Below are 14,152 nucleotides of genomic sequence, written 5' to 3' on the forward strand. Positions count from 1 at the left end.
ACGTATCTCCACATTCCCTCTGTGATAGTCAAATTTTTGTCAGTTGATTCTCGTTGCAGGTGCTCGACTCCTGCAGGAAACGCTGGACAGTACGAAAAGCGGAGGCGGCTTGTTTAGCCCCGACAAGCATATGATGAATGGGCTAAGAAGGCGTTCTTTTGCCTTCTTGGGCCATTTAGCTTATGACCTCGAGGGGCTAGCCGCCGTAGCTGGACAGGTGAGACCCCGCAGGCGAAGCCGAGGAGGCTCACCGCCAGCCCCGCGGAAAGCGAGCACCTGTAGCGGAAATCAACCGCTACTCGCTACATCCAAAAGCAACAATGTTTACGAAAACAGCCAAAAAAAGACCGATTCTCCATTCAGAAAAGATCCGGTCTGCTACGATCTATTTATGTTTAACTGATGCTGCCATTTTCATCATCATTTCGGCGTTATCCGCCAAGTCTTTCATTTGTGATTGAGTCGTTACTTTCGTTCCACCCACTCCAACGGTAAGTTCATATTCTTCTGTATCAGGTAATTCCTTAATGACGTAGTATCCTAAGCGGTCGTCTTCTTTGAACGTCCCATTCTTCACGAGACTTTCTTTGTCATTAATGGCCATTTTATATAGAAGTTCACTATCCTTATCCTCTTGAGGGTTCGTGAAAAGTATAAACGTATCAGAATCTTTTGAAATAATGATATTATTAGGAGATTCTTTTTCTATTTCGGCACCGAACGGCAGATAGAAGCTGATATTTCCAGCCTGTTCATCAGCTGCTTCACTTGAATTCAAAGCACCCTTCACCGCACTTGCAGTCTCCTCTTTTTCTTGATCGATTGTCGTATTGCATCCTGCTAATAAAAGCATAAGAATAAAGAAAATGATCGATGCTTTCGTCTTCATCCTCATATTTCCTCCCTTCATGCCTAGGACCTACGCTTATGATACCCTCACAAAGTCCCGATTGACAACCCTTCCAATAAGAAATTATGCCTTTTTCATGGGAAAAGTGGTTACATTATCATCCATAGGGTATTTATGATAAGATGACTAAAAACAGGAAGGTGAATAAAATGGAATTTACCGTGTATTTAGCCGGAGAGATACATAGCTCCTGGAGGAACGAACTGAAAGATAAAGCAAAAGCGCTGAGACTTCCACTACATTTTGTGGGTCCCATGGAAAATCATGACCGCTCGGATTCAATCGGGGAAGAAATCCTTGGTGAGCAGCCAAATAAGATCTTCCGTGATGAAGCTGCCTCACAGATCAATAACTTCCGCACAGAACTGCTCTTGAAAAAATCGGATGTGGTCGTTGCTCTATTCGGCGAAGAATATAAGCAATGGAACACGGCAATGGATGCCAGCACAGCCCTTGCATTACAAAAGCCCCTGATCCTCATTCGTCCGGAAAAACTCCATCATCCATTGAAAGAGCTTTCAAATAAGGCGAATGTCACCGTTTCGTCGATTGATCAGGCACTAAAGACCCTTTCGTATGTTTTCGAAGAGGAATAACGATATTCCAAAGAAATCCTGCAGCATCAATGCTGCAGGATTTCTTTATGCGAAAAAACGTATAAGTTAAAAAGACCTAAAATTTTTCACTATTTAAAAATAACATAATATTGGCAATGTATAGTCATTTTATGTTATTATTAACCATTTGCAAACTTTTTTTGACTTTAAGAAAATATTAAAATATTATAGTAAAAGAATAAGGGAGGTAGTAACATGTCATCAATGAATAAACAGAAAATTGTGGATAGTGTCCCTCAAAAAGGATTCTTCGGTCATCCAAAGGGATTATTCACTTTATTCTTCACAGAATTTTGGGAGCGCTTTTCCTACTACGGAATGCGTGCCATCCTCGTATTCTACATGTACTATGAGGTATCAAAAGGTGGACTGGGTCTAGAGCAAAATACAGCTTTAGCGATCATGTCCATTTATGGTTCACTTGTGTATATGTCAGGGGTTATCGGGGGCTGGTTAGCTGATAGGGTATTCGGTACTTCGAAAGCCGTTTTCTACGGTGGAATATTCATCATGTTTGGTCACATTGCTTTATCATTTCCAGGGAGCTTATCTCTGTTCTTTGTTTCAATGGTATTGATTGTTGTCGGAACAGGTTTATTAAAACCGAATGTTTCTACAGTTGTAGGTGAAATGTACAGTGAAAATGATACCCGCCGTGATGCGGCATTCAGTATCTTCTATATGGGTATCAACTTAGGTGCTTTCATTGCGCCACTGATCGTCGGTAGTCTTATGGAATCGAAAGGTTTCCACTGGGGATTCGCAGCTGCCGCTATCGGTATGTTCTTAGGTCTTGTCGTATTCATGCTAACGAAGAAGAACAACCTGGGTCTTGCAGGTACGTATGTACCAAACCCGCTTTCAGCACGTGAGAAGAAGAAATACGGTTTAATCGTAGGTGCAGTCGCAGTTGCTTTGGCTATCATCTTAGGTACTACAATTCCAGCAGGTTTATTTACACTGGACGTATTCATCAATATTGTCGGAATCTTTGGTATCGTCGTTCCAACCATCTACTTTATTGTGATGTACTATAGTCCAAAGACGACAGCAACGGAACGTTCAAGGGTCATTGCTTATATTCCATTATTTATTTCAGCCGTTATGTTCTGGTCGATTCAGGAACAAGGATCTACTATTCTTGCCGCATATGCAGACAAGCGTACACAGCTTGATTTCATGGGGATTTCCATCTCTCCTGCATGGTTCCAGTCACTGAATCCATTATTCATCATCCTATTAGCTCCTGTATTTGCTTGGATGTGGGTGAAATTAGGTGACCGTCAGCCATCCATTCCGAAGAAATTCTCATTCGGTCTATTGTTTGCCGGTTTATCTTTCTTAGTGATTCTGTTACCTGCCCAAATGGGAGGAGAAGATTCACTTGTTAATCCACTTTGGCTCGTGCTAAGTTACTTCATCGTTGTTCTTGGTGAACTATGCTTATCACCAGTCGGTCTTTCAGCTACAACGAAGCTTGCACCAGAAGCATTCTCTGCTCAAACCATGAGTCTTTGGTTCTTGGCATCTGCCGGTGCACAAGCTCTTAACGCGCAGCTTGTCCGCTTCTATTCACCAGAAAATGAAACACTTTACTTTGGTTCTATCGGTGGAATGGCGATTGCATTAGCCGTTATTCTATTCTTGATTTCACCTATGATCCAAAGAGCGATGAAAGGTGTAAAATAATTGTTCGAATCCCCTGAAATGATTCAGGGGATTTTTTAGTTAAAAAAAGAACCCCATTCAACACGGGGTTCCATTACTCTTACCAGAAAAGTCCACATCCGCAGCGTCTATGTCTTTTGCATCCGCATCGTCTGCGATTATCTTCATCGCCTCTTCTGCCTCTGCATCCTCTGTTCCGGTCTTCAGCACCTCTGACGTTGTCTCTACCGCATCCACTTCTTCTGCGATCATCATTTGCCCCAAATAAGTTGCATCTTCTTCTGTCCCCAAATAGGAATTTATCCCAGTCGCAACAGAAGCGGTTGTCACGGCGATCATCACGACGATCATCATCGCGACGCCCCCCAACTCGGTCGTTACAATAGTTGCATCCCATAAATTCTAACCTCCTTAGAAAGAATTTATCAGATAAAAGAAAGTCTGATATACTCCATCCTATGAAGGACCGGTATAATTGGTATGGGCCAAGTACCCTCCCGGGGCAAATCATCTTAAGATTATTTTGTTTTGAATTGCCACTGACCGATCAAAAGACCGACCACGTGACGGAACATTTCCTCTCTCGTCAAGAGACCGTTTGTAAACACACCGATGGCGCCTTCTTTCTTTCGGATTCCCGTTCTTTGAGTATACTCATCCATGAGGGGGCCGAGTTCTTTCCCTGCTCTTATTTCATTGCTGATTTCATTCGGGAGGGAAATCCTCGCTCCACCACCGATGATTTCAGTCCCATTCCGGTCTACAAGTGCCCCCCAGTTACATACGAACATCCCATAGAGGGACTCACTCACTCCACCTTCAAGCCCTATTCCCACATCACTACCCGTGGACTTCAGGACAATTTTGGCGCGATTTAGTGCTCCTTCTATCGTTTCCTGGTCGGACATGGGCTGCTCACTTACATGCGACTCGGTTTTGAGGCACTCGAAGTGAACCTCGACGTATTGCTCCTGAAAGGCTTTTTTTATGGCCTGTACTTTTGCGGGGTTGGTCGTTCCGATTGCTACTTTCAACAACATCATACCTCTTTTCTCGTCGGGAGCACTTTTTGCCCCCTTATCTCTTTATAAAAAAGCTGTCTCAGCAATTGAATGAGACAGCTTTTCTCTATTTATTCTTCATCAGCTATTCGATTTGATCGTTTCGATGGTCGTGCGGTCACATTGCTTCACTAACTTGACGATCAGCTCTTTCGCAGCTGCATAATCGTCTACATGGATCATGGACGCATGAGTATGGATATACCTCGAACAAATACCCACTACGGCACTCGGAACCCCTTCATTGGACATATGCACTCGTCCGGCGTCTGTACCGCCTTGCGAAACAAAGTACTGATAAGGAATGTCATTGGATTCAGCTGTATCCAGTACGAATTCCCTAATGCCCCTGTGAGTCACCATGGAACGGTCGAGGATCCGAAGAAGTGCTCCTTTTCCAAGCTGTCCAAATTCATTTTTATCACCTGACATATCATTGGCAGGACTCGCATCCAATGCAAAGAAGATATCGGGATTAATCATGTTGGCTGCCGTCTGGGCACCGCGTAACCCGACTTCCTCCTGAACCGTCGCCCCGGAATAAAGGGTATTCGGAAGGCTCACACCTTGAAGCTCTTTTAATAATTCAATGGATAATCCGCATCCATAACGGTTGTCCCAGGCTTTGGCAAGGATCTTCTTCTCATTTGCCATAGGAGTGAACGGGCAGATCGGTACAATCTGCTGACCCGGTTTAATTCCGATCTCACGTGCATTTTCCCGGTCATCGGCACCGATATCAATGAGCATATTCTTAATATCCATCGGTTTCCTGCGCTGTTCTTCCCCAAGCAGGTGAGGAGGGATACTGCCGATCACACCGGTTATCGGACCGTTGTCTGTGATGATTTGAACCCGCTGGGCCAAGAGCACCTGGCTCCACCATCCTCCAAGGGTCTGGAAGCGGATCATGCCATTATCCGTAATCGATGTAACCATGAAGCCTACTTCGTCCATATGACCGGCCACCATGACGACTGGATCCTGTTCACTGCCTTTTCTCAATCCGAATATCCCGCCTAATCGATCCTGTACGATCTCATCAGAGTATTGGGATAATTGTTCTTTCATAAACTTTCGTACACCATGTTCATTACCTGGCGCTCCAGGCAATTCCGTCAATGTCTTAAATAATTCCAACGTATCTTGTTTCATGTCTTATGCCCCTTTTATATAAAATCTAGAGTATGTATAATCTTATTTTACAGAACTTTCGCACCTCTTACCACCAATTGAGATAAAAGCATTTCTCTTTTTGATGTTTTCTTTGATAGAATGTACCTAAGGATAAAAAATTATCGACCATGGCCGGGAATTTGTCAGGACCGGATGAACGGATCCTGAGTGCCGGCATGCAAAAATGGCCTTTGGAGGGAATAACAGATGAACTGGAAATCATTCATATTTGGACTGGGAGTCGGAGCAGCCGGCGGTTACCTTCTTAAAGGGAAACTGGACGATTCACGCCTAGTATCTGCCGAGAAGGTGTTAAAAGACGTCAAACTATCTTTCAAAAGAGAAGGAAACATCGATGGATCATGGATCGGTATGAAACCTGAAGACTACCGGAAACACTCCATGAACACGAAGGTATATAAAGGCGGCATATCAAGGCGAAAAGACGGGGAACTTGAGCAATATGAATTCATAGCCGACGCTTATACCGGAACCGTTGTGGATGTGTACCCTTTAACTTAATAAAAGCAGGATGATCCCACTATTTCCGGGACCATCCTGCTTTTTATTTTTCCCTGATTACTTTATCGATGATTTCTCCATCTCTATTCCACTTGATCCCTCTATACTCTGCGTCATGATAAAAGAGGAACCAATACTCTCCTTCGACTGCCTGAGTGATCCATTTTTCTTTTGCTCCGATGGACGTCATCGGATAATCATCGTAGGCAAGTACCCAGAGTGGATTTTTATGGGCGTGAGTCGGCATGATGTCTGCCATGTGAATGAACTTCTCTCCATTATGCTCCATGATAATGATCGAATGTCCGTCACTATGCCCGCCGGTGTGCACCATCTTGATTCCGGGGAGGACTTCCATTTCTTCTTTATAGGTTGTCACTTGGGACCCGATGCTCTCCCAGTTTTCTTTCCAGTATGTATTGCGGGAACGAACATTGGGATTCCTCATTTCATCCCATTCCACCTGTGAAGTATAAATGGTGGCATTGGGAAAGACTGATACGAGCTCATCCCCCTCATATTTTGTCAATCCGCACGCATGATCGAAATGCATGTGAGTCATCAGGATCACATCGATATCGTTTGGTGAGATATCAAGGGCAGCAAGGGAAGCTTCGACATCCGATTCTTCATGGACTCCGTAATTGCGCTTTTGCTTGTCATTCAGCTTGCCTTTGCCGATACCTGATTCGATTAACACATTTTTCCCTTGCCATTTAAAGTACATCGGATCGGTCCGTAATTCGATCTGGTTCAGTTCATTCACGGCATATTTTTTTGACCAAAGAGGCTTTGGAACGACCCCAAACATCGCTCCCCCATCCATATGGGTCACGCCTCCATTCAGCCAGTGTATCGTTAGATCTCCAACTCTCAACGTTTCCATCTTTATTCCTCCTTTGTTCATACCCTTTCATTTTATCAGAATAGGTGGACAACTTGTAGGTGAATGCCTGATCAGTAAAAAAACAGCCCTTCAAATATCAGGGCTGTCAGGTCCATTTTTTATTTACTTTGAAACTGTGCTTCGACACGGTAAATCCTCTGGCCTTTGGCAGAGAATTTTTCTTCGTATTCGGTCATGATGTTGCCTTCGAAGTCGCTGTTATGGAGATCGAGGCTTAGGAAGTTCAGATGCAGCCCGTACCACGAGAAGCTCTGTAATGAGTATTCGAATAGTCCCTGATTATCTGTCTTGAAGTGGATTTCCCCATTTTCAACCAGGATCTGTTCATACATGGACAAGAAGTCCTTATATGTCAGGCGGCGTTTTTCATGACGATTTTTTGGCCATGGATCCGAGAAGTTCAGGTATACCCTGTCCACTTCCCCCGAATCGAAATACTCCGTCAGATTCCTTGCATCGACGTTCAACAGCTTGACATTCGGAAGCTCAGCTTCAATCAGACGGTCGAGAGCGGTGACGATGACACTTTCATACAGCTCGATTCCAATATAATTAACGTCCGGATTGGCTCTTGCCATTTCCGTGACGAATTGACCTTTTCCTGTTCCGACCTCGATATGGAGGGGGTTATCGTTGCCAAATTCTTTGTTCCAATGACCTTTTTTCTCCTGGGGTTCTGCCACAACATACTGTGGATGATCACTGATCTTCTCAGAAGCCCATGGTTTATGACGTAAACGCATGTAGACACCTCATTTTTTATTATCGAAAAAAACATACCATGACTCTCGGTCCTATGCAAGAGCCAAATAGTGAAATGCGACTTGAGAGGTCCGTCCCTCAAAAAAGGCGCATAAATGAAAAAGGAATTCACACACTATTAGTGAATTCCTTTTTTTAAGGTCTGGTCATTTAGAGGGATGTCCGACGCGGTTCCATTAAACTTACGAAAATGAAAGGGTGTACTTCATGCCTTTAAATTCACAGAATCAAATGCAGTTATTATCTGATATATTAAGCAATCATTCAACGGATTGCTGTGGATCGGTTTCAGAATGCGAGCAGGTTGAACGGTTGGTCAAGTCGCTGATGGTCAATGCTGATATCCACGAAAACGTCAAACCCGTTTTACAGGAGATTTATCAGTACAGCCAAAGCGGGATCTCATCGCCGGATCTTTCCAACCATATTACAACGAACAAGGATAACCTGTCCCAATGGGTCACAGATATGAACAGTTACTCTTGATTCATATCACCTTATGCAAGTATTGAATCCAGTGGTTCATCTCGTGAAAACGGGCTTTCCCCTTATGCCACTGGATGGATAAAATCGTTTGTGCCACGACATACCATTTCATTCGCAGCTTCAAGTTATCGGTCAGCTCGGCTCCATATTGAGTCAGCCAGCTTTCCCACTGATCTTCAGGGATGTACCAGTATAACAGTAATCCTACATCGAATGCAGGGTCTGCAATCATCGCTCCATCCCAGTCAATTAAATACAGCTGGTTGTAGTCGGATAACAGCCAGTTGTTATGGTTGACGTCTCCGTGACATACTACATATTCTTCCTGCTGAACTTCCATGAGTTCTTTTTGAAGAAACAAAAGCGCCTCACGGATGACAGGCAGTGAAAGAAGATCGAACTCGAGTCCCGTCTCCACTTCCGTCAGCATATGCTCCGGTTGGAACGGCTCTTTCCCCAATCTCTCAAGCATGGTGGAAAGAGGTTTCGAGGAATGAATCTTGTTCAACAGCCTCGCCACCCGCTCATCCTTCATCTCTTCGGGCTTTAATTCTCTCCCATTTAACCAGTGTTGTGCAGTGATGACGTCCCCGTTTTCCATCCGTTTGGTCCAAACAAGCTTGGGTACAATTCCCTCTGCTGATAATACAGCTACAAAAGGGGAAGAATTGCGCTTTAGAAATAATCTCTGCTCCTGGTATTGAGCAAAGAACGCTTCTCCGGTTGCACCGCCTGCGGGGACGATTTCCCAATCTTGGTCAAATAAGTGTTCCAATATATTCACCTTCTATTGGTCCTTTGTCATGTTTATATTTTCATGTGTATCATTTATTTCAATGTGTAAAAAGATCAAATAAAATAAAAAAGACAGCTATTGGGCAATACAAATCAATAGCCATCTGTTTACGATTTTATCGTCATCTTGCGTTTTCGTCAAGCACTGGAATGAACTGTCACCTTACAAATACATACGAAGAGACCGGTTCAAGGGTGATCGAAGGCTCCTTTACATCATACAGGCCGCTTACACTTGCCTGATGGCCATTGGATAAACAATTCCATTGTTTCCCTTCAGGCAGTCGGTACTCACATGCTTGCGTATCCGAATGAAAGACCAGGTGGATTTCATCCCACGGCCCGTATGGATGGACATTCTGATAGGAAACATGTATCAGGTTTGCCTGGCTGTGTGACACGTTTACATGCTCACGGATCAGCTCACTCGTATGAAACCGTAAGGCCCCGTGACTTTTCCTGATCTGGATCAGTGCTTTCACGTATTGAACCACATCATCGTACTGTTCTCTTCTGATCCAGTCCATTTGATTGATTTCAATTGGGGAGTTATAGCTGTTCTCGATCCCCTTTTTGGTTCTGAAGAATTCCTGCCCGGCGTGGAGGAACGGAATTCCCTGAGACAAGATGACCATTGTGGTCGCCAATTTATGACGGGCTTTCAGGGTCTCCTCATCCTCATTCAAACACGCCTTCATTTTATCCCAAAGCGTATGGTTATCATGGGACTCCACATAATTGACCGATTGGGAAGGCTCTTTAAATAGCCCCCGTTCCCCACTCTTTACACCTATGCTGCCAGTAAGGACAAGCTCCACCTTCTGTTCCAAATGGCCATGCCCGAGAGCGAACCCTTTATCATATAAATTAAATGTACTGCCTTTAATTGTGTCCCTGAACCAATCATTGAATTGGCCGATGCCCTGAAGCTGATGTGCATTTCGCAGATTGGCTTTTTGATGTGGAGGAAGCGGCGTATTCAGATCCCACCCTTCTCCAATCAAGATTGCCCCGGGTAATACTTTATCCACTTCTTCACGGATCATGGTCATGGTTTTGACGTCAAGGATTCCCATTAAATCGAAACGGAAGCCGTCAACTCCGTATTCATTCAACCAGTAAAGGACCGAATCGACGATGAATTTCCTTGCCATGAGGCGTTCTGAGGCGAAATCATTCCCTACTCCTGTGCCGTTTGAGGGTAAGCCGTTTTCATCATGACGGAAGAAATAGCCCGGCACGAGCTTTTCAAACGACGAATCCTCGCGGATGAAGACGTGGTTGTACACCACATCTTGAATGACCCTGATATTTTCATCATGCAGACTCTGTATCACGGCTTTCAATTCCCGTATCCGCTCATATGGATCTTCGGGCTTTAGGCTGTAGCTCCCTTCAGGCGCATTGAAGAATAGTGGATTGTACCCCCAATTATAACTGGTATCTGAAGGACTATCCGTCACGCCATCAAAATCATTTACAGGAAGCAGTTCGACATGGGTGACACCCAGCTCCTTTAAATACTGGACCCCTGTTGAGGATCCTTTCGGTGTATAGGTTCCTTTTTCCGTAAAGGCGCGGTATTTCCCCCTGAACTTCATTCCACTTTCCTGTTGGGCGGAGAAATCCCTGATATTCAATTCGTAAATGACTGCATCTGTGGGAGAGGAAAGCGGAGGTAGCGGCTTCCCAACCGTGTTTCCAAGGTTGATGACACATCCCCATTCACTGTTCAATGAGACAGCTTTCGCATAAGGATCGATCAGCTCATCCCACACCAGATTGATACACGGAAGGATGGTGTAAAGATACCCTTCAACATCCGTATTCACCCGGCATTCCCACACTCCGTTTTCCATTCTTATAAACGGGTACTGTATTTCTTCATCGTCTGGTGACTTGAGCTTCAAACGCATCTCGGTTGCAGTTGGTGACCATACTTTAAAGACTGTAGTCCCATCCTGGTATGTAACACCCAGGTCATTGCCATCGTAGTAGTATCGTTGATCAAATTCTTCCGTTCGTATGACAGCCCCTGTCTGAAGATCCGTCTTTGTATCATGTTCATCGATAATCTCATAGATCTCCCCTAACACGATCTTCTCGCTTACAACGGTCGTTACATATTTCATGGCATCATGAAGGGGAATCTTTTCTTCAATGTGAAGAGCGATCTTTTCCTCTCCCCTGACCAGGGTGAAGTGGCTCGAATTCCCATCATGATAATGATATGGAAGGATCATGGTGATTGTATTGAACGTATCCAAAAATGCATCATACTGCCTGCTAATGACTAACACTTCTGCCACCTACTTCTGTTTAACATTTTCCGACTCGGGAGGACCCTATTTAAGCCAATCTCCGTTTTCAACAAGCTTGAAGGGAGCCGCAATCCTGTTCTTATATTATTCATTGAAGGCCCATTTGGTCCGCCATTTATGGGAAAGAAGCCTTCATTACCCCACTGACAAACAGTTCATTTATCGCTTCTATAGTAAGGTATATGCTTGTTTCACGATGGTTAGGCCAAAGACGTTCCATTCATGGTGGGATTATACCCTGTAACCCCCTGGCCAAAACCAGCTGATACAGTCGGTTACGCTTGATCACCTTCTGCTACTTCTTGTTCCTCTTCCCATTGTAGCCTTTTGAAGGAAGTGATTTGACAATACTCCATAATCGCCTGAGCTGCTTTCAACTGCACACTTTTAATAGGGGAAGAGCTTGACCTCTGCTGCTGGAACCACTCATTATGGATTCGTTTATCTAAAAACTGGATCCCTGCCGGCGACTGAGGGTAATCTATGTAACCGTTCCTGCTGATGACGGCTTGATAAATGGGAAGCTCCACTCCCGCATACCGGATGATTTGATGGATGATGCGCTCCATCCTTTTCAAACCGATGAGAGGGTTTAACACCTTTGATTCCATGTCCCCCCATTTTTTTACCCAGAATCGTTCTCCTGAACCTATATAGGCTGTTCCCTCCTCGAATTCAAGAAAGGTTAAACACCATATGCCTGTCGGGGTGATCAGGATGGTTTCAAGTTCAACTGGTGCATTTTTTATTTTCAGGACAGGGTTGTACATCACGAATATATTATCAGGGAAGCGTTGGAGTAGATAGCGTAATCGCTCATCATACCGATAACTGTTATCCACATACGATTTCTCCATGATTGTAGAGCTCGCCCACTTCAGTTGAAAATCAAATAATAGATTTAAAAAAGAAACCTTCAACTCTTCTTCTGAGTGGATATCCTGATTTCTCTCCATCTCAAAAACCATTTCTTCATCACTGGGCTGAAGCACAGGTTCTTCTTCTTGAGCGTCTTTCTTTTTGAAAAGGGAGAAGAGCTTTTCCTTCACGGAATCCTTCTCTTCCTCCTCCTTTACGGATGGAGGCGCCGGGGGCAGATCCCCGTTTTCCCAATGTTGTTTCATTTTTTCCCATTGCTGCTTTTTTAATCGGACAAATTGGGAAGGATATCTATATAAATCCGTTTCGTATCGTGAAACGTAATCTTGAAGTTTAATCAGCTGTGCCATATGAATCGATCCTTTCGTGACGGTCAATTTGCCTGAAACGGTATGGTGTATATGGCTTCATACTTAGGCATCCAGTCAATGTGAGTTTGATACAAAACCATTTCTGTTGCTGTGAACGTATGGCCCTCGGCAGGTTGGAATCCGTCCAGCACCTCACTGGTAAAGGGAGATTGCTCATTCCATTTCCGCCCTACTGTGATATGAGGAGAAAATGGCCTTTTATCCAATAGAAATCCCGCCTCTTCACATGCACCATACACATGGTTCCTGACTTTGTGCAGCATGTCTGAATAGTCTACACCCATCCACAGGATTCTTGGAGAATCACTCTTCCCAAACGTACCGAACCTGTCCAGTGTCAGGGGAAAAGCCGTGAACTGCAGACTGCCGACTTTATCGAGTACCGGCCCGAGTTCATCCGCACTCCCTAAAAAGGCGAGGGTCAAGTGATAGTCCTCTGGATGTACCCACTTCTTAAATGCACCTTGAGCCTTCAACGGCTGCATGCATTCATCTAAATATCGTTTTGTTTCAATTGGCAGGGAAAGGGCAAAGAAATAGTGAGTGTTCAACATATCACCTTTCCTTTCTATTATTACTTTATTTTAGCAAAATGTGTCATCAGAAAGAATGACTAGTGAGAATTGCAACAAAAATGAAATACAAAGCTTATTTATTTGATAAGATTTATTTGAATTAGTACGATAGAAAGAGAATGTTTTCTGAAAGGAAGTTGACCATGAAAGTTGTACAGAATATCGCAGATCTGATCGGGGATACCCCCCTCGTAAAATTAAATCGATTGAACCCTGCTGACGGGGCGGACGTGTATGTGAAACTGGAATTTTATAATCCGAGCAAAAGCGTCAAAGACAGAGCGGCCTATGAGATGATCGTGGAAGCAGAAAAAGAAGGCTTATTGAAAGAAGGTTCGACCATCATCGAGCCAACGAGCGGGAACACGGGTATCGGACTTGCCATGAATGCTGCGGCAAGGGGTTACCGTGCCATCCTCGTGATGCCTGATACGATGACGCAAGAGCGTATCAATCTTCTCAAGGCGTATGGAGCAGAAGTAGTATTGACGCCAGGGGACGAGAAAATGCCTGGTGCCATCGAAAAAGCCAAGGAACTGACGGAGAAAATCCCCAACAGTTTCATGCCTATGCAATTTGAAAACGATGCGAACCCGAATGCCCACCGGAAAACAACGGCCCTTGAGATCGTTGAAGCCATGAAGGAACTTGGAAAACCTTTATCGGCATTTGTGGCAACCGCAGGAACGGGTGGAACGATTACTGGAACGGGTGAAGTGTTGAAAGAGAATTATCCCGAACTGGCGGTCCATGTCGTCGAGCCGGCGGGCTCTCCCGTACTTTCAGGAGGAAAACCCGGCAAGCACAAGCTTGTGGGGACGAGCCCCGGCTTTGTGCCGGACATACTGAATACAAGTGTGTATGATGAAATCCATAAGATTGAAGACGAGCAGGCTTACGATATCGCCCGGAGAATGGCAAGCGAGGAAGGTATCTTAGTGGGACCTTCTTCAGGTGCTGCCTGTTACGCTGCCATTGAAGTGGCGAAGACATTATCACCTGGGGATGTAGTGGTATGCATAGCATGCGATACAGGAGAACGCTATTTATCAAGTGACTTGTTCAGATTCTAATGATAGGCAAAGGAAAAGAGGCTGACCCA

Annotated in this window: 15 protein-coding genes; 5 read left to right on the forward strand and 10 right to left on the reverse strand. The window is 44.5% G+C overall.

The features are described from left to right. Nucleotides 1-385: 385 nt before the first annotated feature. Nucleotides 386-889 carry a hypothetical protein gene (locus SLH55_RS17460; RefSeq protein ID WP_219170477.1) on the reverse strand — a complete coding sequence of 168 codons (504 nt, stop codon included), beginning with the start codon at nt 887-889 and terminating at the stop codon, nt 386-388. Nucleotides 890-1,059: 170 nt separating this feature from the next. Here SLH55_RS17460 and SLH55_RS17465 point away from each other — a divergent pair, with 170 nt between their 5' ends. Together SLH55_RS17465 and SLH55_RS17470 are read left to right on the forward strand one after the other, a co-directional pair. After that, nucleotides 1,060-1,506 (forward strand): YtoQ family protein, encoded by a 447-nt coding sequence (locus SLH55_RS17465; RefSeq protein ID WP_219170479.1) that lies wholly within the window; start codon nt 1,060-1,062, stop codon nt 1,504-1,506. 216 nt (nt 1,507-1,722) lie between these two features. After that, the gene (locus SLH55_RS17470) at nt 1,723-3,216 is read left to right on the forward strand and encodes a peptide MFS transporter (RefSeq protein WP_219170480.1); all 1,494 of its coding nucleotides are present in this window, start codon (nt 1,723-1,725) and stop codon (nt 3,214-3,216) included. A gap of 57 nt (nt 3,217-3,273) precedes the next feature. Here the strand turns inward: SLH55_RS17470 and SLH55_RS17475 are convergent, their stop codons facing one another. The 3 genes from SLH55_RS17475 to SLH55_RS17485 all read right to left on the reverse strand — a co-directional run bounded on the left by SLH55_RS17475 (nt 3,274) and on the right by SLH55_RS17485 (nt 5,411). Beyond that, complete coding sequence (locus SLH55_RS17475) at nt 3,274-3,549, reverse strand: hypothetical protein (RefSeq protein WP_219170481.1); 276 nt, start codon at nt 3,547-3,549, stop codon at nt 3,274-3,276. A gap of 164 nt (nt 3,550-3,713) precedes the next feature. Continuing rightward, complete coding sequence (locus SLH55_RS17480) at nt 3,714-4,235, reverse strand: DUF84 family protein (RefSeq protein ID WP_413787113.1); 522 nt, start codon at nt 4,233-4,235, stop codon at nt 3,714-3,716. A 102-nt stretch (nt 4,236-4,337) separates the two neighbouring features. After that, a complete protein-coding gene (locus SLH55_RS17485) occupies nt 4,338-5,411 on the reverse strand; it encodes a M42 family metallopeptidase (protein ID WP_219170483.1) in 1,074 nt (357 codons plus the stop codon). 228 nt (nt 5,412-5,639) lie between these two features. On the opposite strand from SLH55_RS17485, the gene SLH55_RS17490 reads away from it, so the two are divergent. Next, the gene (locus tag SLH55_RS17490; RefSeq protein ID WP_219170484.1) at nt 5,640-5,954 is read left to right on the forward strand and encodes a PepSY domain-containing protein; all 315 of its coding nucleotides are present in this window, start codon (nt 5,640-5,642) and stop codon (nt 5,952-5,954) included. 43 nt (nt 5,955-5,997) lie between these two features. Here the strand turns inward: SLH55_RS17490 and SLH55_RS17495 are convergent, their stop codons facing one another. Both SLH55_RS17495 and trmB read right to left on the reverse strand, forming a co-directional pair. Continuing rightward, entirely contained in the window at nt 5,998-6,840 is an 843-nt protein-coding gene (locus SLH55_RS17495) for a YtnP family quorum-quenching lactonase (RefSeq protein ID WP_219170486.1), read from the reverse strand. Nucleotides 6,841-6,959: 119 nt separating this feature from the next. Then, complete coding sequence (gene trmB / locus SLH55_RS17500) at nt 6,960-7,604, reverse strand: tRNA (guanosine(46)-N7)-methyltransferase TrmB (RefSeq protein WP_226673607.1); 645 nt, start codon at nt 7,602-7,604, stop codon at nt 6,960-6,962. Nucleotides 7,605-7,830: 226 nt separating this feature from the next. On the opposite strand from trmB, the gene SLH55_RS17505 reads away from it, so the two are divergent. Beyond that, nucleotides 7,831-8,109, forward strand: coding sequence for a YtzH-like family protein (locus SLH55_RS17505; protein WP_219170489.1), 279 nt, complete (start codon nt 7,831-7,833; stop codon nt 8,107-8,109). Between the two features lies 1 nt (nt 8,110). On the opposite strand, the gene SLH55_RS17510 is transcribed toward SLH55_RS17505, so the two are convergent. The 4 genes from SLH55_RS17510 to thpR form a co-directional block, all read right to left on the reverse strand. Beyond that, complete coding sequence (locus SLH55_RS17510; RefSeq protein WP_219170490.1) at nt 8,111-8,884, reverse strand: phosphotransferase family protein; 774 nt, start codon at nt 8,882-8,884, stop codon at nt 8,111-8,113. Nucleotides 8,885-9,062: 178 nt separating this feature from the next. After that, nucleotides 9,063-11,204 carry a type I pullulanase gene (pulA, locus tag SLH55_RS17515; protein WP_320324128.1) on the reverse strand — a complete coding sequence of 714 codons (2,142 nt, stop codon included), beginning with the start codon at nt 11,202-11,204 and terminating at the stop codon, nt 9,063-9,065. Between the two features lie 296 nt (nt 11,205-11,500). Next, nucleotides 11,501-12,454: a nuclease-related domain-containing protein gene (locus SLH55_RS17520; RefSeq protein ID WP_219170493.1), complete on the reverse strand. Its 954-nt coding sequence runs from the start codon at nt 12,452-12,454 to the stop codon at nt 11,501-11,503. 23 nt (nt 12,455-12,477) lie between these two features. Beyond that, nucleotides 12,478-13,029 carry an RNA 2',3'-cyclic phosphodiesterase gene (gene thpR / locus SLH55_RS17525; protein ID WP_320324129.1) on the reverse strand — a complete coding sequence of 184 codons (552 nt, stop codon included), beginning with the start codon at nt 13,027-13,029 and terminating at the stop codon, nt 12,478-12,480. A gap of 164 nt (nt 13,030-13,193) precedes the next feature. Between thpR and cysK the strand changes: the two genes are divergently transcribed. Further along, nucleotides 13,194-14,123 (forward strand): cysteine synthase A, encoded by a 930-nt coding sequence (gene cysK / locus SLH55_RS17530; protein ID WP_320324130.1) that lies wholly within the window; start codon nt 13,194-13,196, stop codon nt 14,121-14,123. Nucleotides 14,124-14,152: the final 29 nt, after the last annotated feature.

The sequence above is a fragment of the Rossellomorea sp. YZS02 genome (assembly GCF_033963925.1).
In the GTDB taxonomy this organism is placed as follows: domain Bacteria; phylum Bacillota; class Bacilli; order Bacillales; family Bacillaceae_B; genus Rossellomorea.

Coding starts and splice junctions, on each gene's coding strand:
- SLH55_RS17475 (WP_219170481.1), bottom strand. CDS start 3,549: ATGATGATCGTCGTGATGATCGCCGTGACAACCGCTTCTGTTGCGACT.
- SLH55_RS17505 (WP_219170489.1), top strand. CDS start 7,831: ATGCCTTTAAATTCACAGAATCAAATGCAGTTATTATCTGATATATTA.
- cysK (WP_320324130.1), top strand. CDS start 13,194: ATGAAAGTTGTACAGAATATCGCAGATCTGATCGGGGATACCCCCCTC.
- SLH55_RS17490 (WP_219170484.1), top strand. CDS start 5,640: ATGAACTGGAAATCATTCATATTTGGACTGGGAGTCGGAGCAGCCGGC.
- SLH55_RS17480 (WP_413787113.1), bottom strand. CDS start 4,235: ATGTTGTTGAAAGTAGCAATCGGAACGACCAACCCCGCAAAAGTACAG.
- SLH55_RS17520 (WP_219170493.1), bottom strand. CDS start 12,454: ATGGCACAGCTGATTAAACTTCAAGATTACGTTTCACGATACGAAACG.
- thpR (WP_320324129.1), bottom strand. CDS start 13,029: ATGTTGAACACTCACTATTTCTTTGCCCTTTCCCTGCCAATTGAAACA.
- trmB (WP_226673607.1), bottom strand. CDS start 7,604: ATGCGTTTACGTCATAAACCATGGGCTTCTGAGAAGATCAGTGATCAT.
- SLH55_RS17485 (WP_219170483.1), bottom strand. CDS start 5,411: ATGAAACAAGATACGTTGGAATTATTTAAGACATTGACGGAATTGCCT.
- SLH55_RS17470 (WP_219170480.1), top strand. CDS start 1,723: ATGTCATCAATGAATAAACAGAAAATTGTGGATAGTGTCCCTCAAAAA.
- SLH55_RS17495 (WP_219170486.1), bottom strand. CDS start 6,840: ATGGAAACGTTGAGAGTTGGAGATCTAACGATACACTGGCTGAATGGA.
- SLH55_RS17460 (WP_219170477.1), bottom strand. CDS start 889: ATGAAGACGAAAGCATCGATCATTTTCTTTATTCTTATGCTTTTATTA.
- SLH55_RS17465 (WP_219170479.1), top strand. CDS start 1,060: ATGGAATTTACCGTGTATTTAGCCGGAGAGATACATAGCTCCTGGAGG.